Origin of the sequence: Robiginitalea biformata HTCC2501, assembly GCF_000024125.1 — a bacterium.
GTDB lineage: Bacteria > Bacteroidota > Bacteroidia > Flavobacteriales > Flavobacteriaceae > Robiginitalea > Robiginitalea biformata.
In genome coordinates, this window is sequence record NC_013222.1 from 2,906,126 (window position 1) to 2,929,082 (window position 22,957).

General features: G+C 56.6%; 16 protein-coding genes. 11 read left to right on the plus strand and 5 right to left on the minus strand.

The window, feature by feature from the left end; all coding sequences use genetic code 11:
• Window positions 1-107: 107 nt before the first annotated feature.
• The 5 genes from RB2501_RS12925 (at window position 108) to RB2501_RS12945 (ending at window position 7,521) form a co-directional block, all read left to right on the plus strand.
• Window positions 108-677, plus strand: a complete 570-nt coding sequence (locus tag RB2501_RS12925; RefSeq protein ID WP_015755294.1) for a YdeI/OmpD-associated family protein — start codon at window positions 108-110, stop codon at window positions 675-677.
• The gene (locus RB2501_RS12930; RefSeq protein ID WP_015755295.1) at window positions 674-2,062 is read left to right on the plus strand and encodes an amidohydrolase family protein; all 1,389 of its coding nucleotides are present in this window, start codon (window positions 674-676) and stop codon (window positions 2,060-2,062) included. The genes RB2501_RS12925 and RB2501_RS12930 overlap by 4 nt, the downstream gene beginning before the upstream one ends.
• 264 nt (window positions 2,063-2,326) lie before the next feature.
• A complete protein-coding gene (locus RB2501_RS12935; RefSeq protein ID WP_015755296.1) occupies window positions 2,327-2,890 on the plus strand; it encodes a YceI family protein in 564 nt (187 codons plus the stop codon).
• A 63-nt stretch (window positions 2,891-2,953) separates the two neighbouring features.
• A complete protein-coding gene (locus RB2501_RS12940) occupies window positions 2,954-5,290 on the plus strand; it encodes a glycoside hydrolase family 3 protein (protein ID WP_015755297.1) in 2,337 nt (778 codons plus the stop codon).
• 5 nt (window positions 5,291-5,295) lie between these two features.
• Window positions 5,296-7,521: a DUF5916 domain-containing protein gene (locus RB2501_RS12945; RefSeq protein ID WP_015755298.1), complete on the plus strand. Its 2,226-nt coding sequence runs from the start codon at window positions 5,296-5,298 to the stop codon at window positions 7,519-7,521.
• A 62-nt stretch (window positions 7,522-7,583) separates the two neighbouring features.
• Here the strand turns inward: RB2501_RS12945 and RB2501_RS12950 are convergent, their stop codons facing one another.
• Both RB2501_RS12950 and RB2501_RS12955 read right to left on the minus strand, forming a co-directional pair.
• The gene (locus tag RB2501_RS12950; protein ID WP_015755299.1) at window positions 7,584-8,927 is read right to left on the minus strand and encodes a sensor histidine kinase; all 1,344 of its coding nucleotides are present in this window, start codon (window positions 8,925-8,927) and stop codon (window positions 7,584-7,586) included.
• Window positions 8,917-10,260: a sigma-54-dependent transcriptional regulator gene (locus tag RB2501_RS12955; RefSeq protein WP_015755300.1), complete on the minus strand. Its 1,344-nt coding sequence runs from the start codon at window positions 10,258-10,260 to the stop codon at window positions 8,917-8,919. Before RB2501_RS12955 ends, RB2501_RS12950 begins: the two co-directional genes overlap by 11 nt.
• A gap of 207 nt (window positions 10,261-10,467) precedes the next feature.
• Between RB2501_RS12955 and RB2501_RS12960 the strand changes: the two genes are divergently transcribed.
• From RB2501_RS12960 to RB2501_RS12985, 6 genes are all read left to right on the plus strand, one after another.
• Window positions 10,468-11,721, plus strand: a complete 1,254-nt coding sequence (locus RB2501_RS12960) for an efflux RND transporter periplasmic adaptor subunit (protein ID WP_015755301.1) — start codon at window positions 10,468-10,470, stop codon at window positions 11,719-11,721.
• 47 nt (window positions 11,722-11,768) lie between these two features.
• Entirely contained in the window at window positions 11,769-12,452 is a 684-nt protein-coding gene (locus RB2501_RS12965) for an ABC transporter ATP-binding protein (RefSeq protein WP_015755302.1), read from the plus strand.
• Window positions 12,453-12,570: 118 nt separating this feature from the next.
• Window positions 12,571-14,973, plus strand: a complete 2,403-nt coding sequence (locus tag RB2501_RS12970) for an ABC transporter permease (protein ID WP_015755303.1) — start codon at window positions 12,571-12,573, stop codon at window positions 14,971-14,973.
• Window positions 14,974-14,998: 25 nt separating this feature from the next.
• Window positions 14,999-17,431, plus strand: coding sequence for an ABC transporter permease (locus RB2501_RS12975; protein ID WP_015755304.1), 2,433 nt, complete (start codon window positions 14,999-15,001; stop codon window positions 17,429-17,431).
• 46 nt (window positions 17,432-17,477) lie between these two features.
• Window positions 17,478-18,155, plus strand: coding sequence for an ABC transporter ATP-binding protein (locus RB2501_RS12980; protein WP_015755305.1), 678 nt, complete (start codon window positions 17,478-17,480; stop codon window positions 18,153-18,155).
• Window positions 18,152-19,576 carry a TolC family protein gene (locus RB2501_RS12985; RefSeq protein ID WP_148214376.1) on the plus strand — a complete coding sequence of 475 codons (1,425 nt, stop codon included), beginning with the start codon at window positions 18,152-18,154 and terminating at the stop codon, window positions 19,574-19,576. The genes RB2501_RS12980 and RB2501_RS12985 overlap by 4 nt, the downstream gene beginning before the upstream one ends.
• A gap of 9 nt (window positions 19,577-19,585) precedes the next feature.
• On the opposite strand, the gene RB2501_RS12990 is transcribed toward RB2501_RS12985, so the two are convergent.
• The 3 genes from RB2501_RS12990 to RB2501_RS13000 all read right to left on the minus strand — a co-directional run bounded on the left by RB2501_RS12990 (window position 19,586) and on the right by RB2501_RS13000 (window position 22,941).
• Window positions 19,586-21,046 carry a serine hydrolase domain-containing protein gene (locus RB2501_RS12990; RefSeq protein ID WP_015755307.1) on the minus strand — a complete coding sequence of 487 codons (1,461 nt, stop codon included), beginning with the start codon at window positions 21,044-21,046 and terminating at the stop codon, window positions 19,586-19,588.
• Window positions 21,047-21,157: 111 nt separating this feature from the next.
• On the minus strand, window positions 21,158-22,015 hold the full coding sequence (locus RB2501_RS16335; RefSeq protein WP_202944099.1) for a hypothetical protein: 858 nt from the start codon (window positions 22,013-22,015) through the stop codon (window positions 21,158-21,160).
• A 65-nt stretch (window positions 22,016-22,080) separates the two neighbouring features.
• A complete protein-coding gene (locus tag RB2501_RS13000) occupies window positions 22,081-22,941 on the minus strand; it encodes a DUF4886 domain-containing protein (protein WP_148214377.1) in 861 nt (286 codons plus the stop codon).
• Window positions 22,942-22,957: the final 16 nt, after the last annotated feature.

Here is a 22,957-nt window from a genome sequence, read left to right on the forward strand (position 1 = left end):
TTGTTTTTGTTTAGTTTGACTTGCTAATGTACATATTACACGTATTGATTGCCAGAAATGCCAGAACTTTCTTGTATTTTTAAAAGGAAGTTACATTTGAAACAAACGTGGACCTGGAAACCCACTACTTTCCCACGGCCGGTGAATGGCGCCGCTGGCTGGATGCAAACGCCGGCAAGAGCAGGGGGATTTACCTGATCTTTTACACGGTGGCGCATGAAAAAACCAGCATGCGCTGGGAGGAAGCCGTCCGGGAAGCCTTGTGTTTTGGCTGGATCGATTCCACGGTCAAAAGCCTGGGTAGCGGGAAACGCCGGCAGTATTTTTGCCCGCGGAAACCCGGGAGCGTTTGGAGTAAGGTCAACAAGCAGCATGTCCGGGAACTGATGCAGGAGGGCAGGATGCGACCCGGGGGCCTGGCAGTGATTGAAGCCGCCAAAAAGGATGGCTCGTGGAGCGCGCTCGACGATGTGGAAAACGGGGTGGTCCCGGCCGACCTCCGGGAGGCATTTGAGTTACATCCCGAGGCGCGGGAATTTTTTGAAGAAATCGCCCGGACCTACCGGAAGAGTTATCTCTACTGGCTCTTCCAGGCCAAACGCGAAGCCACCCGCAACAGACGAATCAAAGAAATCATCCGGTTGCTCAAAGCCGGTAAAAAAACGCGATCCGAATGAAAACGCTCAGTAAACTCATAGGTGCCCTGTCGATAGCTTTTCTTTTTATTGCCTGCCGGCAGTCTTCCCCCGACACCCCGGGGGATACGGCCTACCTGTTCCGGAATGTTCACGTGGTGGATGTGGTCAATGGCCGAATCCTGGAAAACCAGATGCTGGCGGTAGATTCCGGCCGGATCCTTGAAATTGCGCCCCGTGTAAAAAATTCGGGGGCTTACGCAAACAACATCGATGCGGGCGGAGCCTATGCCGTGCCCGGCCTGGCGGAGATGCACGCGCACATCCCGGCCCCGCCGACCCCGGAGTCGCGGATCGAGGAAACGCTATTCCTCTACCTGTCCAACGGCATAACCACCATTCGCGGCATGCTGGGCGACCCCTACCACCTGGAACTGAAAAAGCGGCTGGACCATGGGAACCTGGTAAGCCCGCGGATATTTACCTCCAGCCCTTCGCTGAACGGCAACTCCGTACCCACCCCGGAAGACGCCCGGAGGCTGGTTACACAATACGCCGCCGACGGTTATGATTTCCTGAAGATCCATCCGGGAATCCGCCGACCCGTTTTTGATACCCTGGTAGCCACTGCCCGGGAGGAAGGCATCCCGTTTGCCGGTCATGTGCCCGTGGAGGTAGGGATTCGCCACGCCCTGGAGAGCGGGTATGCGACCATCGATCACGTAGACGGCTTCCTGGAGGGGCTGGTGCCCGAATCGGAGGGGGTGGACCCGCATGCCAACGGGTTCTTCGGGTTCAATTTTACCCCCCTGGCGAAAACCGAATCCATGGACCGGCTGGTAGCCCTTGCCAGGGCCTATGGCGTGGCCGTCGTGCCCACCCAAAGCCTGTTTGAGCGGTGGTTCGCCCCCGCGGACGCAGACAGCATCCTGGCCCAGCCCGAGATGAAATACATGCCAGCCGAAACCCTGGCCAACTGGAAGCGCTCCAAGGAGCAATATATGTCGGATCCTTCCTGGGACCCGGAACAATGGGAGGCTTTCAACGCAATCCGGCTGGAATTGATTGCCCGGCTGCAGGCGGACGGTTACGGCCTGCTTCTTGGGTCGGACGCCCCGCAGGTGTTCAACGTCCCGGGGTTTTCCATCCATCATGAAATCCGGGGGATGCGCAATGCGGGTCTTTCCCCCCTGGAAATCCTTCGGATGGGCACGCTTTACCCGGCCCGGTTTTTCGGGATGGAATCTGAAACGGGTACGCTGGAAACCGGGAAACGCGCCGAATTTTTCCTGGTAGAAGGCAACCCGTTGGAAGACCCGGGGACACTGCGGAATATGCGCGGGCTGATGCTCGGGGACCGATGGTTTCCGAAAGAGGCCATCGATGAACGGCTAGCGCAAATTGCGAAAAACAACGCAGGCGGCTAACCAGCTGCCCCCTGCCCAAACCACCCTACCCTAAGATTCAACCGGAACAGTCCGTAACAGTTACAGTACTCAAACGCGATATCTTTACTCGGGTCATGACCGGAAAATGTTAAATTTCCATGTTGGATTAAACTTTTGACGGGTAATTGCATCCAAAGGAGGGGATTCCTCCGGCCAATACCGGAGGGGCTTCTCAAATAACTCCTGCCCGGCAACCGGATATGGGGTCACAAGAAACGCTTCTAACACAAACACCCAATTAAAATGAAACAATTAAGCATCCTTTTAACCGCCCTCCTGACAACGGGTTTCCTGACCGCCCAGTCCGAATGGAAGGCAGACGGCGCCCACTCCAGTGTGGAATTCGAAATCACCCACCTGATGATCTCCACCGTGACGGGGAACTTCAATGAATTCGATATCTCGGCCAAGGCCTCGGACGATTTCAGCGCCCCGGAGTTTACGGCAACAGTCCAGACCACCAGTGTAGACACGGACAATGAGCGCCGGGACAACCACCTGCGCAGCGCGGATTTCTTCGAGGTGGAAACCTATCCTGAAATGACGTTTACCACCACCTCAAGCACCTCCACCGGGGAGAACACCTTTGAATTAAAGGGCGACTTAACCATCCACGGGGTGACCAAGCCGGTGACCTTTGAGGGTAAGGTTGGCGGTGTGATCACCGACCAGCGCAGCCAGAAACTCAAGGCCGGCGTGCGGTTGGAGACCACTATCAACCGTCTGGAATTCGGCGTTGGGGGGGACACTCCTACCCTCGGTGATGATATCGAAATCACCATCCGCCTGGAAATGGCTCAGCAATAGCCGAATCCGGCCCCTCAGACCCGGCGATTCAGTTTCTATTACAGATAACCAAACCAACACATCATGATACGCTTATCAAACCGACTCCTTCAAACGACGGGGCTCCTCCTTGCCATCCTGCTTTCAGGTTGCGGTCCCAAATGGGAAGAAACCCAGAAAGACGGGTTCAACCTGGTCACCAATGAAGGCGGTCAGACCCTGGGCTATTCCCCGGAATCCGGGGTGCAACTCCTGGAAATCGACGGGTATGCCTTTAAGGACCTGAACCGCAACGGTTCCCTGGACCCTTATGAAGACTGGCGCCTGCCGGTTTCTGAGCGGGCTTCGGATCTGGCATCCAGGATGTCGGTGGAACAGATCGCCGGGCTGATGCTCTACAGTGGTCACCAGCGCATCCCCGGAGGGGGATTCCGGGGCGGCGGCACTTATGGCGGGAAATCCCTGGAAGAAAGCGGGGCAGCTTCTTCCGACCTCACCGACCAGCAAAAAGCTTTCCTGACCGATGACAACCTGCGCCACGTATTGATGACATCCGTGGAAAGCCCGGCCGTTGCAGCCCAATGGAACAACAATGTCCAGGCGCTGGTGGAAGGTTTGGGACTGGGAATCCCTGCAAACAACAGTTCGGACCCACGGCATGAAGCGGAATCGGATGAGGAATACACCCTGGGCGCCGGGGGGGATATCTCCCGCTGGCCGAATTCCCTGGGGCTGGCAGCAACATTCGACCCCGGGCTGGTTGAGGAATTCGGGCGGATTGCCTCGGTGGAATACCGGGCCCTGGGCATTGCTACGGCTCTTTCCCCCCAGGTAGACCTCGCTACAGACCCCCGTTGGTACCGGTTCAGCGGTACTTTTGGGCCCCACCCGGTGCTGGCAACCGAGATGGCCCGCGCCTACGTGGACGGTTTCCAGACCTCGTCCGAATCTGCCGGGACCTCGGGGGGCTGGGGCTTTGAAAGCGTCAATGCCATGGTCAAGCACTGGCCGGGCGGCGGTACCGGGGAGGCAGGACGGGATGCCCATTACGGGTTCGGCAAGTTTGCCGTATTCCCCGGGGACAACCTGGAAATGCATAAAAAACCATTTGTAGAGGGTGCATTTAACCTCAATGGCGGCACCGGGAAAGCGGCTGCGGTGATGCCCTATTACACAATTTCTTTCGGGCAGGACCCGGGAGGCGACAATGTCGGGAATGCATTCAGCAGTTATTTTATCACCGACCAGTTACGCGGCAAATACGGTTACGATGGGGTGATCTGCACGGATTGGGGAGTCACGCGCCCGGATGAGGGGATGGCCGTCTTCGGTCGGACGCCCTGGGGGGTTGAACACCTGACGGAGGCCGAGAGGCACTACCGGATCCTGATGGCGGGGTGCGACCAGTTCGGCGGCAACAATGCAGCCGGCCCCGTACTCGAAGCGTTTGAAATGGGCGTTGCGGAGCACGGGGAGGAATTCATGCGGGAGCGTTTTGAAACCTCGGCCCGACGGCTCCTCACCAATATCTTCCAGGTTGGGCTCTTTGAAAACCCTTACCGGGATGTAGCTGAAACAGAAGCCATTGTGGGCAAACCGGAATACATGGATGCAGGGTACCGGGCCCAGCAGCGCTCTGTGGTGGTATTGAAAAACCAGGAAAACATCCTACCGCTTTCGAAGGAAACCGCGGTATATATCCCTGAACGATTCGTACCGCCTTCTCAGACCTTTTTCGGGGACGTCATCCCCGGACGCTGGGAAATGCCGGTAAACCCGGATCTCGCCGACAGCTATTTTGAGCTGGCGGAAAGCCCCGAATCCGCCGATGTGGCGATCGTGGTCATTACCGACCCGGAGAACGGGAGGACCGCCGGATACAGTGCGGAAGATGCGGAAGCCGGGGGGAACGGCTTTCTGCCGATCAGCCTCCAATACGATACCTATACGGCGGATACGGCGCGGGATCCCAGCCTGGCCGGCGATGCCCGGGAAGGCGATGTGCTCAATCGAACCTACCGCGGGAAGTCCGTGACGGCTAAAAACAAGTCAGACCTCGAACTCATCCGGCAGACCGTCCGGGCGATGGACGGGAAACCCGTGATTGTGATCCTGAAACTTTCCAACCCGACGGTCGTTGCTGAATTTGAATCTGCTATCCAGGGGCTTGTCCTGAATTTCAACGTTCAGGACCAGGCAGTGCTGGACGTCCTGACGGGGGTTGTGGAGCCATCCGGCCTCCTCCCCATGCAGATGCCGGCTAACATGGCAACCGTGGAGGCGCAATTCGAGGATGTGCCCCTGGACATGGAACCCCATGTAGATGCGGCGGGCCATGCCTATGATTTTGGCTTTGGCCTGAACTGGGACGGCCCCATTGAAGATGCGAGAACCCGGAAATTCACTTCGGAAAACAAATAATACCTATGAATCGATTCTTGTACATCCCGGCCCTGGCCGGGATGTTCCTGTTTACCGCCTTCGGGTTTTCACAAGCCCGGACGCAGGACACCCGGACTACCAATAGCCTGGTGATTGCCCGGGCCAATTCCCCCATAACCCTGGACGGCCAATTGGAGGAGGCCGCCTGGCAAGAAGCAGCGGTCGCCACGGATTTCTGGCAGAAATTCCCCATAGATGGCATACCCGCGGCCAAACGCACTGAAGTTCGGGCAACTTACGACGACCGCTTCTTTTATATTTCGGCAGTCTGTTACGACGTTGCAGACTACGTGGTCCAAACCCTGAAGCGCGACAGTCGGTTTTTTGACGGGGACGGTTTCGGTGTGGTGATCGACCCGCTTAACCGCCGCACGAACGGTTTCCTGTTTGGGGTAAGCCCGTATAACGTACAATCCGAAGACCTCTTGAGCCAGAGTTCCTTCGGCAACTTGAATTTCAGCTGGGACAACCGCTGGTTTTCCGAGGTAAGCCGGCTGGAAGACCGCTGGGTAGTGGAAATTGCCATCCCGTTCAAAACCCTGCGTTTTGAAGCGGGTATCGACACCTGGGGAATCAATTTTTTCCGGAATGACCTCAAGGAAAACCAGTACCACAGCTGGACGCCCATGCCCGTCAACTTCGACCTTACGGACCTGGGCTACACCGGGGCCCTGAATTGGGATACCCCCCCGGCCAAAACCGGCACGAATATTTCCCTCATCCCCTATGTGCGGACTTCGCATTACAAGGACAAGGAAGCCGATCCGGCGGCCAGCGAAACGGAATTCGACGCCGGCATCGATGCCAAACTGGCCCTGACTTCTTCCCTGAACCTGGACCTGACTGTAAACCCGGATTTCTCCCAGGTGGATGTGGACGTACAACAGACCAATCTGACGCGGTTCAACCTGAATTTCCCGGAACGCAGGCCGTTTTTTCTGGAAAATGCCGATTTGTTTACCAGTTTTGGGCCCCCTCCTGCCCGTCCGATATTCTCGCGCCGGATTGGCCTGGACGAAAACCGTATGCCGGTCCCCATCCTTTACGGGGCGCGCCTCAGCGGGAACCTGACCAAGCGTTTCCGCATTGGCCTGCTCAATCTGCAGACCCGGGCCGAGGAGGGCCGTAATGGACAGAATTACACGATAGCCACCTTCAACCAGAGTGTCTGGGACCGCTCCATCATCAAGGGGTACGTCACCAACCGACAGGCTGTTGTCAAGGACGAAGGCCTGGACTACGGGGATTACGGACGAAATGCCGGCGTAGAATTCAATTATGTAAATCTCCCGGGTACCTGGAATGTGATAGGCGGGTTACACCTGTCGGACAAACCGGACATCGGTTTGGGAACGTTCCGGAATATCGTAATTAGCCGGGACACGCGGAACGTCTCCTTTTTGGTGGATTATTTCGGGATTGACACGGATTACTATGCGGATATCGGCTTTATCCCCCGCCTGGACAACTACGATGCCGCCAACGACACGATTGTTCACCTGGGGTATGAACACCTTTTTACCCGGGCCGGCTATACCTTCCGACCCAAAGGAGACCGGGCCGTAATTGCCCACGGCTTTTCCCTGAGGAATGTGATGGACTGGCAACCGGACTGGACCTTCAACGAACGCAGCAGTTCCATTGATTACGATTTGCGGTTTCGCAACACGAGCCGGGCGAGCCTGAGCCTGGAGGATAATGATACAAGGCTCCTGTTTGCCACCCGTTTCACGGAAGGGGAACCCCTGCCGCCTGGGAAATACACCTACAGCCAGGCTTCGGTTGCCTATAGTTCCGACGAACGAAAATCCCTGGCTTTCGAAGGGGAAGTGCAGATGGGGGAATTCTTTAACGGGACGCTCAACCGCTTCAGCGCCGGGCTCACCTACCGGGTACAACCCTGGGGGAATTTCAGCTTCAGCCTGGAGCAGAATTACCTGAGGCTGCCGGAGCCTTACGGGGCCGCCGACCTGACGCTGATTGGCCAGCGCTCGGAGGTAAACTTCTCGAACAAGTTGTTCTGGACCACGTTTTTCCAGTACAATACCCAGTCCGACAACTTCAACATCAACAGCCGACTGCAGTGGCGTTTTGCCCCCATGTCCGACCTGTTCATCGTCTATACGGACAATTACCTGAGTACCCCCTTCCTTCAGGTAAACCGGAACCGGGGGATTGTCCTGAAATTGAATTACTGGTTGACGCTCTAATCCGGGTACTGCCTACGGCCAGGGCCCGTCGACAGGCGGGGAGAAAAGGGGCGAATGCCGGCTCAGGGGAAGATCAGCCGGATCTCCGTCCCGGTATCCACCTGGCTCCGCAGGCGGACTTTGCCGCGGTGGAGCGTCATAATCTGTTTGCAGAGGCTCAGTCCAATGCCGCTTCCCGTGGCCTTGGTACTGAAGAACGGCACAAAGACAGTCTCCCGGATTTCCTCCGGAATGCCCTTTCCGTTGTCGATTACACGGATGGTCCCCTGCCCCTGTTCATTTTTACGAGCCACCACCCGCACCGAGGAGCCGGGCCGGTTCTCGCAGGCATCCATGGCATTGATGACCAGGTTAATCAGCACCTGTTCGATCAGGTAGGTATCTATATCCAGGCGCAAGTCCGGCTGGGGGGAGGAAAATATCAGGTCTACCTGCCGCTGTTTCAAAGACGGCTCCAGCAGGATGCGGATATTCTCAAAGAGTTCCGCGCTGCCGATGGTAGTCCGGTTCAATTGAGTGACCTTGTGCAGGCTGCGGTAGGTCCTGGCAAACTTCATCAGGCCCTCGCTGCGTCTCTGGATACTATGGATACCCGCACTGAGGTCTTCCAGTTCCAAAGGTTTTTCCGGGTCGTCCATGGCCGTCTGTATATGGTCCTGAAGCGTTCCCGACAAAGAGCTGATGGGTGCAATGCTGTTCATAATTTCATGGGTCATCACACTCAGCAGCTTTTTCCAGGCATCGCTTTCGTTCCGGTTCAGGGTCTCCTCGATATTTTGGAGCACCACGAGTTTGTAGGAGTCCTCCCCCACCTGGAAAACCGTATCGGCAATGAGCACGCGGACGGAGTCCTGCCGGATTGGCAATTCAACGGAAGCCGTGGTGGCGTGGTAGGTTTCAAACAATTCTTCGTAGGCCTGCGGGAGCCGTTTGGCGATAAAGCTAATCCGTTTGAACGATGGGATATCCAGGAGCCTCAGGAGATATTCGTTTACCCAAAGCACCTGGCCAGTCTCCAGGTTGAAGGCGATGATACCTACTTCCACCATCTCCAGTATTTTCTGCAGGTAGCGGAATTGCACCTCCCGTTCCTGGTTGATATCCTTAAAGGTCTTGTTGACCAGGTTGAAGCCGCGGTGCAACTTCCGGATTTCGAGGGAGCCGTGTTTCTCGCTGAACCAACGGGAAAAATCCCGGTATTTTACCGCTTCAAAGAAATCGTCCATTTCGCGGAAACGGCGCACAACGCTCCGGTAGAGGGAATTCAATGCCCACAGGGATACCAGGGCGCCCCCTAAGGCCAGGTAGGTATGCGGCTTCAGCCACCCGTATATGCACACGGCCAGGGATGCCGCGAGCAGGAATGTCCGCAGCAGAAGGAATGCCGCATAGCTCCTAAAGGTCATACTTTTCGAGTCTGCGATACAGGGCGGTGCGGGTAAGTCCCAGCTCCCGGGCCGATTTGGAAATATTTCCGTTATTCTTCTCGATTACGCTGAGTATCGTTTGCTTCTCCAGGGCTTCCAGGTTGGTGGTTTTCGGGACATCCCGGGCCCCGCCCTCTTTTTCCATGGCTGAAAAAACCAGGTCCTCCGCCCGCAATTCGTCTCCCTCGGCCATAATCACGGCACGCTCCAGAGCGTACTGCAATTCCCGGACATTTCCCGGGAAGGTATGGGCGTCCAGCTTTCGAAGGAATTCGGGTTCGAAGCGAAACGGTCCTTTACCGTATTTCTCGGCATACGCGTCCGCAAAATGGCGGGCGAGCAACCGGCGGTCTCCCCCGCGTTCCCGCAGGGGAGGGATCAGGATATCCACCGTGTTGATCCGGTAGATCAGGTCGCGGCGGAAGGTGGCTTCATCCGCCAGTTCCTCCAGGCCCTTGTTGGTGGCGCATACCAGGCGGATATCGACGGGAATCGGTTCGTTGCTTCCCAAAGGAGTTACCTGCCGGTTCTGCAGGACCGTCAGCAGGCGGGCTTGTTGCCGCAGGCTGATATTCCCGATTTCGTCCAGGAACAGCGTCCCACCCTGGGCGGCCTCAAATCGACCCGGGCGATCTTCCCGCGCATCGGTAAAGGCGCCTTTCCGATACCCGAAGAGCTCGCTTTCGAACAGGGAATCGGTCAGGGCCCCTACATCCACCTTGACAAACGGCCCTTTCCGGCGCATTGAATTTTCGTGAATGGCCCGGGCCACCAGGTCTTTTCCGGTTCCGTTTTCCCCCAGGATCAGAATATTTGCATCGGTGGGCGCTACCTTCCCCACTTTCGTAAACACATCCTCCATCGGGGCGCTCTGCCCCACAATCTGTGTATTGCCCCCTGCCCTGGGCGGCTTCGCCTTCCTCCCCTTCTTGCCCGCTGCCTCCCGTACGGCCTCCAGCAGTTTCTCGTTCTGCCAGGGTTTGACCAGGAAATCCGAGGCCCCTTTTTTCAAAGACCGGATGGCCAGGTCGATATCCCCATAGGCCGTAATGAGGATTACCGAGGCCCCGGGGTCCTTTTCCCGCACCTTCCCGAGCCAGTAAAGCCCTTCGTTCCCCGTATGGACCAGGCCGTTAAAATTCATATCCAGGATCACGACATCGAAGGATTGGCCGGACATCAGGTGGTCTATCTGGTTTGGGTTCCGGGCGGTTACCACCCGGGCCACCTTCGATTTCAGCAACAACCGGAGCGCAATCAGGACGTCTTCATCGTCGTCGATGACCAGAATATGTGCGTTCTTGAGCGACATACTACAATATTACAATTTTCAATTGCTCAGCCTGTGGCAGGGGCCGCTAAATTTCGGGTAGCGCACCCGGTGTTACGGCACCGGACACCCGGTGTATCAAAACCGGACACTCCACCCGCGCACAATCTAAACATCCACTTGATTTATAGCGCCTTATGGATTTGGCATGCTTTTGCACATGAAATTCATAGAATAGCTAAAACCACTATGGACATCCCAATTGAAAAGAAACGATTCGACTCCCGGAAAATCGCCTATATCGCCGGTGGCATTCTGCTGATCGCCCTGATTACCTACGTGGTTATCGCCACCAGCGGCGGCGCCAAGCTCAACGTGCAGACCGAACGGATTTCCATCAGTACGGTCCAGCGCGGCGCCTTTCAGGAAAACATCCCGGTGAACGGGGTGGTCCTGCCCATCACGACCATCTACCTGGACGCATTGGAAGGCGGCCGGGTGGAAGAGAAATTCGTGGAAGACGGGGCGATGATGCAGCAGGGCGAGCCCATCCTTCGGCTCTCGAACACCGACCTGGAACTCAGCCTGGTCAACCAGGAAACCCAGGTATATAACCTGCTCACCCAAATGCAGATTTCACAAAACGCCGCCAGGCAGAATACCATCAACAGGCTCAACCAGTATACCGATGTGGAAAACAGCCTGATTGAGGCGCGCCGGCTTTACGAGCTCAATAAGAGGCTGTATGAAAAAGACGCCATCGGACGGCAGGAGCTCATCATCGCCGAAAACGATTACAAATACCAGAAGGAGCGGATGGAACTGGCGGAGGAAATCCTCCGGCAGGATTCCCTTTCCGTCAGCCAGGAGGAACGGCAAATAGCCAATTCCTATGCGCGCACCCAAAACGCCCTGGAGCTCATGCGGCGCAAGGTGGCAGACCTGGTGGTCCGGGCCCCTATTGACGGGCAGCTGACCTCCCTGGATGCGGAAATCGGGCAATCCAAGGTCAAAGGGGAGCGCCTCGGACAAATCGACGTATTGAGCGGGTTCAAGGTACGCGCGGATATCGACGAGCACTATATATCCCGGATCTACACGGGCCAACGCGGGAGTTTCTCATTTAACGGGGAGCGCCATGTGCTGGAAATCAAGAAGGTATACACCCAGGTAACCAACGGGCGCTTCCAGGTGGATATGGAGTTTGCCGGGGAGGCGCCGGAAGGGATCCGCCGCGGGCAGTCCCTGCAGATCCGCCTGGCACTTAGCGAGGAGAAGGAGGCCCTGTTGATTCCCAAAGGCGGGTTTTTCCAGAAAACCGGGGGCAACTGGATATTCAAGGTGAGCGAGGGGGGCGGGACCGCCTACCGCACGGATATCACCCTGGGATCCCAGAATACGGAATATTACGAAGTGCTGAGCGGGCTCCAGCCGGGCGACCGGGTGGTCACGAGCAGTTACGACAACTATGGCGACATCCAGGAACTGGTCCTCGAGGACTGAGACGGGCGAGCTGAAATACGATTAGAACGAAATAATATACTACCACCATGATCAAAGTTGAAGAATTAGAGAAATTTTACAGTACCGAGGAGGTACGGACCATCGCCCTGAACAGACTGTCGTTTGAGGTGAAGGAAGGCGAATTCGTAGCCGTCATGGGCCCCTCGGGCTGTGGCAAGTCTACCCTGCTGAACATCCTGGGCCTGCTGGACGACCCGGACGGGGGGAGCTTCCAGTTCAACGGGATTGAGGTATCCGGGTTTAACGAACGCAAACGGGCCAACCTGCGCAAACACAATATCGGCTTCGTCTTCCAGAGTTTTAACCTGATCGACGAACTTACCGTCTTTGAAAACGTGGAACTGCCGCTGATCTATACGGGAGTGAAGGCCGCCGACCGGAAAGCGCGCGTGGAACAGGTGCTGGAAAAGATGCAGATCATGCATCGTCGGCGCCATTTCCCCCAGCAGCTCTCAGGCGGGCAGCAGCAGCGCGTGGCCGTGGCCCGGGCCGTGGTGAACAACCCGAAGCTCATCCTTGCGGATGAGCCCACCGGGAACCTGGACAGTTCCAACGGGAACGAGGTGATGGACCTGCTCACGGAGCTCAACGAGCAAGGCACCACCATTATCATGGTCACCCACAGCGAGCACGACGCCAAGTACAGCCACCGGATTATCCGGATGCTGGACGGGCAGAAGGTGACCGAAAATGTACTGGCAACCTATTGATCCAACCGGGTCGGGAAGGCCAGCTTACCCAGCGGGCAGCTACCGGTAAAAAAGCAATTCTCGGAGTTTATTCATCAAGACCTTCCAAGTTGGGAGGCACCATCAAAAAACGACATGTATGTTGCGTAACTATTTCAAAATCGCCTGGCGGAATCTCTGGAAGAACAAGGTGTATTCCGGGATCAACATTATTGGGTTAGCTGCCGGCATGGCCGTCACCCTGCTGATCGGGTTGTGGGTTACGGACGAACTGGATTACAATTCGCATTTCCCGAACCGGGACCGGATTGCGCAGTTCTACCAGACCCAGACCTTCAACGGGAAGCAGGGAACCGGCTCTGCCATCCCCCGGCCGCTGGAATTTGCCATCCGGGAAAGTTACAACCAGTACTTTGAGCATATCGTCATGTCCTCCTGGCAAATCCCGTATTACCTGGAGGTAGGCGACAAGAAAATCAGCCGGGAGGGCAATGCTATGCAGGAAGGGGCCGTGGACATGCTCTCCCTGGAAATTCTGCAAGGTGATCCGGCCGGGCTGAAGGAACCGAGCTCCATTATGCTTTCCGAGTCCGCGGCTACGGCATTGTTCGGGGACCAGGATCCTGTGGGCCAAATCCTGCGCCTGAACAGCGAACACGACATGCAGGTGACCGCGGTGTACCGGGATATCCCGAACAACACCAACTTCGGCGACATGGACTACCTGATCCCCTGGAAATTCTATGCAGAAAGCCAGGCATGGATCCGCAATGCCATGGATTCCTGGGGCAATAACTCCTTCCAGCTCTTTGTGCAATTGAAAGAGGGGATCGACATGGCCGACGCTTCAGAAGGCATCCGCAATGCAAAATACGACCGGGTAACCGACGAGGGACGCACCTTCAATCCGCAACTCATGCTGCTGCCCATGACCGATTGGTACTTGCGCGGACAGTTCGAGAACGGGGTGCAGAGCGGCGGACGCATCGAATACGTCTGGCTCTTTGCCTGGATCGGCCTATTTGTACTGATCCTGGCCTGTATCAATTTCATGAACCTCAGCACGGCCCGTTCCGAAAAACGGGCAAGGGAGGTAGGCATCCGCAAATCCATCGGTTCCTCCCGCGGGCAGATCATCCGGCAATTCCTGGGGGAATCCCTGCTGACCTCGGCCATCGCTTTTGTGCTGGCCGTGGCGATCGTGCTGATCTCCCTGGGCGGATTTAACCAGCTCACCGCCAAGGAAATCAGTTTTCCCTGGGGGAATAGCCTGTTCTGGACATCCTCCCTGGCCTTCATTATCCTGACTGCCCTATTGGCCGGAAGTTATCCGGCACTCTACCTGTCATCCTTCCAACCGGTTAAAGTCCTCAAGGGGACCTTCCGCGCCGGTCGCTTTTCCGCCCTGCCGCGAAAAATCCTGGTCGTTACCCAGTTTACCATTTCGGTGGCCCTGATTATCGGTACCCTGGTAATCATGAAGCAAATACACCATGCCAAGAACCGCCCCATGGGCTACAATACCAGCGGGCTCATCCAGATTCCTGTGATGAGCCAGGACTTCTCCGGAAAATACGACCTGATGCGGAACGAATTCAAAACCTCGGGTGCCGTGGTGGAAATGTCTGCATCCAGCAGCCCGACCACTTCGGTGTGGTCCAACCGATCCGGGTTTACCTGGGAAGGCAAGGACCCCGGTTTCCAGGAAGATTTTGCCTGGGTAGCCATTACGCCAGAGTACGCTTCCAGCATGGGACTGAAAATAACCCGGGGACGGGACCTGTCCAGGGATTTCGCCACGGATTCCCTGGGGGTACTCCTCAACGAGACGGCCGTGGAATATATGGGGGTACAGGATCCCATCGGCATGCTCATCCGGGACGACGATGACGAAGACCCGGACCCGCCCCTGACCGTGGTCGGCGTAGTAGAAGACATGATCATGCAATCCCCCTACGAACCGGTGAAGCAGACGATGTTCGTATTTGACCGATACGAAAACATCAGCTATTACAACCTGAGGTTAAACCCCGAGCGAAGCGTTACGGAAAACCTGGCCACCGTGGAGGCGGTATTCAAACGCCAGTTCCCGAACCTGCCCTTCCAGTACGACTTCGTGGATGAGCGGTATGCACAGAAATTTGCTTCCGAGGAACGCGTTGCCGACCTGGCCCTGGTATTCACCATCCTGGCCATCCTGATCAGCTGCCTGGGCCTCTTTGGGTTGACCGCCTTTGTCGCAGAGCGGCGCACCAAGGAAATCGGGGTGCGGAAGGTCCTCGGAGCCCGTGTTAGCAATATCTGGATGCTGCTCTCCAAGGACTTCCTGCAACTCGTACTGATCGCCTGCCTGGTGGCTTTCCCAATTGCCTGGTGGATGATGGACGGCTGGATTCAGAAGTTCACCTACCGGACGACCATCACCTGGTTCATCTTTGCAGCCGCCGGCCTGGGGGCCCTGACCATCACCGTAATCACCGTGAGTTTCCAGGCGGTCCGGGCGGCCACGCAAAACCCGGTCAAAAGCCTTCGCACCGAATAAATCCTCATCAAGAAACCGAGCAGCCATGATCCGCAACTATCTAAAAATCGCCTGGAGGAACCTGAAAAAAAACCAGGTGTTTTCCTTTATCAATATTTTCGGGTTGTCCCTGGGACTGGCCTGTTTTGTGCTGATCGCACTCTATGTCTCGGACGAACTGAGATACGATCGCCACCACGAATTTGCCGACCGCATTTACCGCGTGGATTCCGATATCCGGATGGGGGGCACGGACCTGAGCCTGTCCGTCACATCCGATCCGATGGGCGAAACCCTCAAAGCGGAATTTCCCCAGGTGTTGGAGTACGTTCGAATCTACAACAATACGGGGGCCAAGCTCATCCGCAGGGGTTCGGAGTTCATCCAGGAGGAACAGGTGGCCCATGCAGATTCAACGCTGTTTGATTTGTTTACCCTCCCGGTAATAGCCGGACAGGGGTCCCATGCCCTGAATGCGCCGAACACCGTGGTGATCTCCGAATCTGCCGCCAGTCGGTATTTCGGGAGTCCCCAGGCAGCCGTGGGCCAGGTGCTGGAAACCAATGACCCGGGCGATGGAAATTACCAGGTTACGGCCGTATTCGAGGATATTCCTGAACAATCTCATTTCCATTTTGACTTTTTCTTTTCCATGCAGAACGTCTCCTACAATTGGGGGAATTACGGGAGCCACAATTTTCATACTTACCTGCTGCTGGCCGAAGGGGCCGACCCGGCAGACTTTCCGGAGAAATTTGAACAAATCATTGTGGAATACCTCTCCCCGCTTCTAAGGGACTTTATGGATACGGACCTGGAATCTTTCCGCCAAAGCGGGAACCGGATTGAGTATTCCCTGATGCCGCTTACGGACATCCATCTGCAATCTGACCGGAGTTTCGAATTGGAGCCGAATGGCAACATCCAGAACGTCTATATCTTTGGCTTGGCTGCCCTGTTTGTGCTGGTCATCGCCTGCGTAAATTTTATGAACCTCTCCACGGCGCGATCTGCAGGTCGGGCCCGGGAAGTCGGAATCCGCAAAACACTCGGCTCCCGCAAACCCGCCCTGGTGGGCCAGTTCCTCACGGAATCCACGCTGCTGGCCGCCCTCGCGCTGGCACTGGCCCTGGGCCTCTGCGCCCTGGCAATGCCCTGGTTCAACGACCTGTCCGGTAAATCCCTGGTAATTTCCGACCTGTGGCGCCCCGGATACCTGCTTTTCTTGCTCCTTTTGCCATTTGTGGTGGGTATCCTGGCCGGGCTGTATCCTGCATTTTTCCTGGCGGCTTTCAACCCGGTGCGCGTATTAAAAGGCGGTGGGGCAACCGGAAACGCAGAATCCCGGTTCCGGAATGCCCTGGTAGTCTTCCAGTTTGCGGTTTCCATCATCCTGATAATCGGAACATTGGTAATCTATAACCAGCTGGAATTTATCCGAAATATGCGAATCGGCTTTGACAAAGAACAGGTGGTGGTCGTGGAAACGGACGGGATTCCCGGATCCAGCCGGGAGACTTTCAAAAACGAGGCGGCTGAACTCGCCGGGGTGCATGCTGCCACTTTCGGGGGATACCTGCCTGTGGCCAATTCTTCCCGGGGGGACACCACCTTCTCCATGGATCCGGTGATGACGGAGGACAACGTTTTCAATATGCAGATTTGGCGGTCGGATTTTGACTACATCCCCACCCTGGGGATGGAGCTGCTCCAGGGCCGGAATTTCTCGCGTGAATTCGGGACGGATTCCACGGCGCTGATCATCAACGAGCGGGCAGCTAAAATCCTTGGTGTGGATAACCCGGTGGGGGAACAACTCTATACACAATCCCCGGATATGTCGGAGCCTTTGATATTTACAATAATCGGCGTAGTCCGGGATTTCAATTTCGAATCGCTGCGGCAGAATGTCGGCCCCCTGGCTATCCGCCTTGGCAGGAACGATTGGGTAACTGCCTTCCGTGTCGATCCGCAGGGCCTGGAATCAACCCTGGCGCAAATCGAAGCGAGGTACCGGGAAGTGGCCCCCGGCATGCCGTTCACCTACACCTTCCTTGACGAATCTTTTGACCAGATGTACCGACAGGAGCAGCGAATGGGACAGGTAGCCCTGAGCTTTGCCGTACTGGCCATCCTGATTGCATGCCTGGGCCTGTTTGGGCTGGTCACTTACGTGGCGGAGCAGCGGACCCGGGAAATCGGTATCCGCAAAGTGCTGGGCGCATCCCTCGGGAATATCCTGGGGTTGCTCTCCCGCGATTTCCTCAAACTCGTACTGATCGCATTTGTTATCGGCAGCCCGGTTGCCTGGTGGGCAATGCATTCCTGGCTGGAAGACTTTGCGTATCGCGTCCCCATTGGGGCCTGGATCTTTCTCGCAACCGGCGGGGCGGCCCTGGGGATTGCCCTGCTCACCGTGGCATTCAAAGCCGTCCGTGCGGCCCTGGCAAATCCCGTAAAAAGTTTGCGCACTGAATAAAAAATGCCCTGAAGCGAAGCGTCAGGCCCTAAGTATACACTCCAACATGTTGCTACAACTCGAAAATATCTATAAGTGGGTCCAGCAGGCGGGAAACCGGATCTACTTGCTCAAACACCTGAACCTGGAAGTAGCTGAAGGGGAATTCCTTTCGGTTATGGGGCCATCCGGCTCGGGGAAATCCACCCTGCTCAATGTCATCGGGTTGCTCGACAATTTCGATGAGGGTGCCTATTACTTCCAGGGCCAGGCAGTACACGAGATGCGGGACAAGCAGCGGGCCCGCTTGCAGAAGGACCACATAAGTTTTGTCTTCCAGGCCTACCACCTGATCGACGAGCTGACGGTTTACGAGAACATCGAGACCCCGCTTCTGTATCAAAAGGTACCGTCCCCTGAGCGGAAAGCGCTGGTTGGCGACATCCTCGACCGCTTCAACATAGTGGGTAAAAAAGACCTGTTCCCCAGCCAGCTCAGCGGGGGCCAGCAGCAGCTCGTCGGTGTGGCCAGGGCCCTGATCTCAAAACCGAAACTGTTGCTCGCGGACGAACCGACCGGCAACCTGAATTCCCGCCAGAGCAAGGAAATCATGGACCTGTTCCGGGAACTCAACCAGGACGGTACCACCATCCTCCAGGCCACCCATTCCGAATTCAACGCCTCCTACGGCAGCCGCATCCTGCACCTGCTCGATGGAAGCTGGACCGATAATCCCGAATTATGATACATGTACGCTTAAGCATTCTGCCTGTTATTTTCTTGCTTATTGCCGAATCCCGGGTTTCTGCCCAGGAGTCTGCGGTGATTACCCTGGAAGACTGCATCGCCATGGCGCTAGAGAACAACCCCGGCCTGGAGGGCAGCCGTTTGGATGCAGAAACCGCCCGCGTCAACTTCCGCCTGGCAGCCGGGGATATGATGCCCGGGATCAACAGCAGTTTCGACCTCGGGATTAACGAGGGGCGAAGCATCGACCCGTTTACAAACGACTATATCAATGAGAAGCTGACCTTTTCGAACATTGGCCTGAACCTGAACGCCCTGGTGTTCAATGGATTTAGCCAGTACAACGCGATGCGCCGGCAACGGTTGAACCTGAAAGCGGCCGACCTGGAATACGAGGCGGCCCGGCAGGCGCTCTCCCTGGATGTTACCCTGGCGTTTCTCCAGGCCGTGAATGCCCGGGAACTCGTCCGCCTAACCGAAGGCCGTATTGGCTCTACCCAGGTACAGGTAGACCGGTTGAAAACCCTCTTTGACCAGGAAACAGGGAACCCGGCTGCCTTCCGCGACCTGCAGGGTCAGTATGCCTCTGACCGGGCCACCCTGGCCCAGGCCCGCAACGCCCTTACGGCTGCTGTGCTGGAGCTGGAACGACTGATCAACGCACCTTCCCCCATCGACCCGGCCCGGCTCGGCATCCTGATGGATTTTGAGCCCTATGCGCTGTCGGCCGAGGAGGTGTACGGCCAGGCCCTGGCGAAACTGGATGCCATCGAGGCACGCCGCCTGCGCCTGGAGGCAGCACGGAAAGGGGTTGCCTCCGCCCGGGGGCAGTTCACGCCGGAAATTTCGTTTTTTGCAGGGCTGCGGTCCAATTATTCCAGCCTTGCCAATATGTTTACCCAAACCGGGACCGAGGTTGTCGATACGGGCGATTTTGTTACGGTTGGCGGACAAAACTATCCTGTACAAAGCGAAAATTCGATTTTCCAGGCAGATCGGATCGAGTTTCAGGACCAGTTAGACAACAACCTGAACACCTTTTACGGGGTAAGCGCGCGCATCCCGCTATTTAATGGCTTGCAGGCGCATAACAACCTCAAACAACAGAAGATTGAACGCAGCCGGGCGGAGGTCGAACTCTCGCAGGCAGAACTGCGATTCCGGCAGGCCATCCGGGGAGCCCATGCGGATATGGAAACCGCATTGGAACGGGTTCGGGTGCTCGAGGAGCAGGTGACTGCCTATGAGGAGTCCTTCCGCATCAACGAAATCCGCTTTAACAACGGGGTTTCGAACAGTACGGAATACATCGTGAGTAAAAACAACCTGGACAATGCACGCGTGGCCCTTGCCAATGCGCAATACGAATACCTGCTCAGGGTGCGGGTACTGGAATATTACCGGGGGGAGGCGCTCTAACCGAATTGCTTAGGGATGCTGCCCCATACGCAGGAACCGGTAGCGGCCGTTCCAGGTCATCTCCAGGGTATCGCCAACTACTGAAAACCGGACGTTTTCCCCTTTTTCCACATCGACGAATTTCAGGGAATCCATGGGGCTCAACAGGTTCTCCTCCCCGTTATTGGGGTCTTTAACGAATAAGTTTCCGTCCCGGGGCTCCACGAAAATCCGGTATTCCCCAATTCCGGGAACCGGAAAATCCAGGACATAATTCCCCGCTAATACGGCCAGGGAATCTGCCGCCATCTCGATGAGTTGGACCGTTCTCGGTTTGCTGAAGCCCCAGCCGTAATAGTCGGATACCGCGCGGATGGCCTCCCCCATCAGGTTGCCCCCCTGGTCCGCATTGGTCATCACAATTACCGCCCGGCCCTGATGGGCAGTTGCCAGCATATTATTCGTAAAGCCCGCATTTTTACCCCCGTGGCCAAAGAGCAGGGAATCTCCCTCCTTCTGCAGGGCCGGCCCGAGTCCCCAGTCCCCGAGGTGTTTGGTAAGCATTGCCTGCGCCGTTTGCTGCGAAATGGGGCCATTTCGTTCACCCGAAAGGATCTCCTGGATGGCAATACAATAGGCCGCCAGGTCGGACGGGGTGGTCCAGAGGCCTGCGGCTGCCTGTTCCGGGTAGTTGTTCCAAAGCCCATCGATAAGTTCGCCATCACGGTCATAGGCGGCACTCGCATTGTCGGTGAACGGGGAGCCCAAGGGTTGTTGGTAGGTGCTATGATGCATCCCGAGTTGCGGGAGGATGTTTTTATCCATATACGTTTCCAAAGGCATCCCGCTTACGTCTTCAACGACCTTTTCCATGACGGTATACCCGCCGCCCGAGTATCTCCAGAGGCTGCCGGGCACCGTATCCACAACTATCGGGTCCGTGTTGCCGCGTCCCTCCAGCACTGTCACGATATCCGGAAAACGGTCTGTTTGTTTGTAGCCGGGGAACCCATGGACGGTCATCCCGGCTGAGTGGGTGAGCAGGAGCCTCAGGGTGACCCGGGCACTGTCCGTGTAGGCAGACTGCGGTACTTTCCAATCCTTGAGATAGGTGTTGACATCCGCATCGAGGTCCACCTTGCCTTCCTCCCAGAGTTGCAGGGCGGCCAGGGCAGCTATGGGCTTGCTGATCGACCCTGCCTGAAATAAGGTTGCCGTATCCACGGGCTGCCCCGTCTGGGTATTGGCCACACCATAGGCCCGGGCCCAGCGGAGTTTTCCATCTGATACCACGGCAATACCTGCCCCGGGGACGTTGTATTTTTCCATCCGTTCTTCCATAGAATAACGGGGGATGGATTCCCCTTCCACGAGGATCCCGGGGAGCAGACCGTTTTCGACCGTATGGATTTCAGCTGCCCGATCGTCCCCGGTTTCCGAGGCACAGGAAATAAAGAAAAACAGGATGGTCAGGACGTACAAATAGCGCATGGGATCGGGAATTTTCAGTTGATACTAAGATAATCGTTCTCCCGGATAGGACTGGCTGGCAGGGTAAAAGGTTACGGTTATTTTCTCCTGAACCTAGGGGCTATGCGCATATCAGATCCGGTTGGCGACGAGCCGCAAACCGGGCTCTTCCACCGTGAGGCTGCCCACGGATTCGCCCTCCAGCTGGAAGGTTACAGTTACCGAAGGGGTGCCATTGTAGACGAAAGCGTGGTTCCCGCGGTAGTACAAGCCCCCGCCAAACGCACCCAAACGCCCCAGTGAAAGCATTTTACGCATGTTCAGGCGGACGCTGAAACCGTCGGCCTCCCCGGGGCCGTATTTGTAGTCCCCCAGGTATTTCTCCTTTTCTGCTTCGCCCATAGGCGCATCCGGCCAGCCGGGGTCGGCATCCCCCAATGCTTCCAGGTAGTCGATTAAGCGCTGTTGCCGGGTAGTATCCACCGGTACGCCTTCAACCTCCCGCATGCCTGCTTTGGCATGGGAAAGCAGGGAGATGCCGTGGGGGCCATAAACCCTCTGAATCCCCGGGGTTGCTTCGATCATTGCGCGCACCGCTTCCAGAGCCCCGAGCATAGCGTAGGTGAAGATATTGGGGCGGGCACCCTTCCCCATCAGGTAGGCGGCGATATCCCGGCGGCCCACGTGGGAAGCAGCTCCCAGGGCAGTTTCAAAATCTCCGAAAGCCCAGTCCCAGCAGGCCCTGGCCAATTCGGGCCGAGGTTCCACCAATTCCCGGACGCGATCCAGGTTCGAATGGCTGGCGCCTACTACAGAGCGAACCGACTCGTCAGGCAGGGAAGGAAAGTTCTCCGGGATGTCTGGCGTCGGAAGGCCTGTAGGCTGCCGGTAAATTGCGGCGTTCGCATATTGAATGTTCGGGAGGCTAACGGCCAGCAGGCCAAAAACGGAGGAATTCAGGAAGGTGCGGCGGGAAGGCGTGAATGGCATGCTGTTGGGAATTGATTCAATCTTCAAGGTACTGATTATCAGTATTCCTATTTGTGAAATCCATGTTAATTGGGATTTTTCCTGATACGGTTCCCATCCTCGTGGTAGCGGTCCACCACCTGCTTAAGAAGTGCGGCTTTCGGGGAGGGCACCGGCCCGTTAAAATCCAGGTCGGCAGCTTTTTCCCCCGTCAATAGGAAATAGAACTCACAAGCGTTCAAAAAGGAGCCTGCCGGGCTCGGGTGGAAGGCGTCGTCGAATAATCCAACCTCCGCATGCAGGTTGCGCATTTCCAGGAACAGGTCCCCGTGATTGGACTTTTCAACGCCATTGTCTGCAGCCAGTTTGGCGTATCCCGAATTGATGGCCCCGGTATGCCGCGCCAGGTTGTCCAGGGTCTCCGAACAATACGGCCTGCTGCGCAGGGACGGGTGGATTATGGCGCCCGGTTGACAAAATTGCAAGGGATAGGTGGTATCGGAAGCCCATGTATTGAACAGGATGATGCGCGCGGGGCCTCCCAGGTAGGATTTCGTCCTGGCGATGGCCGGGGAAACCGAGAGGTTGCGCGATTCAGGAATCAGCGCCTCCACGGTACCGGTTTGCAGGATGACGACGTTCCAGTTGCGCTCCAGCAATTTGTTTTCCGTGCCCGTTAGTTCTCCGGCCATTTTCCCGCGGGTAAAGGCCGTCGAATCCGTCAGTGCGGTAATCATTTGGGTAAAATGCCCCCTGAGCGACATGCCCGGCACCGTGCTCTGATGGATGCGCACCGGGTGTCCTTTTTCCGAAAGCATGGCCTGGAGCATCCCGGGCATATCGTGGTAATAGGTCAGGCTGTTGCCCACGAACAATACATGCGTGGTGTCCTGCTGGCCATTAAGACCGAATGAAATCAAGAAAAAGCACAGAAGGAGATGTCTCAACGAAATCGGGGTTGCG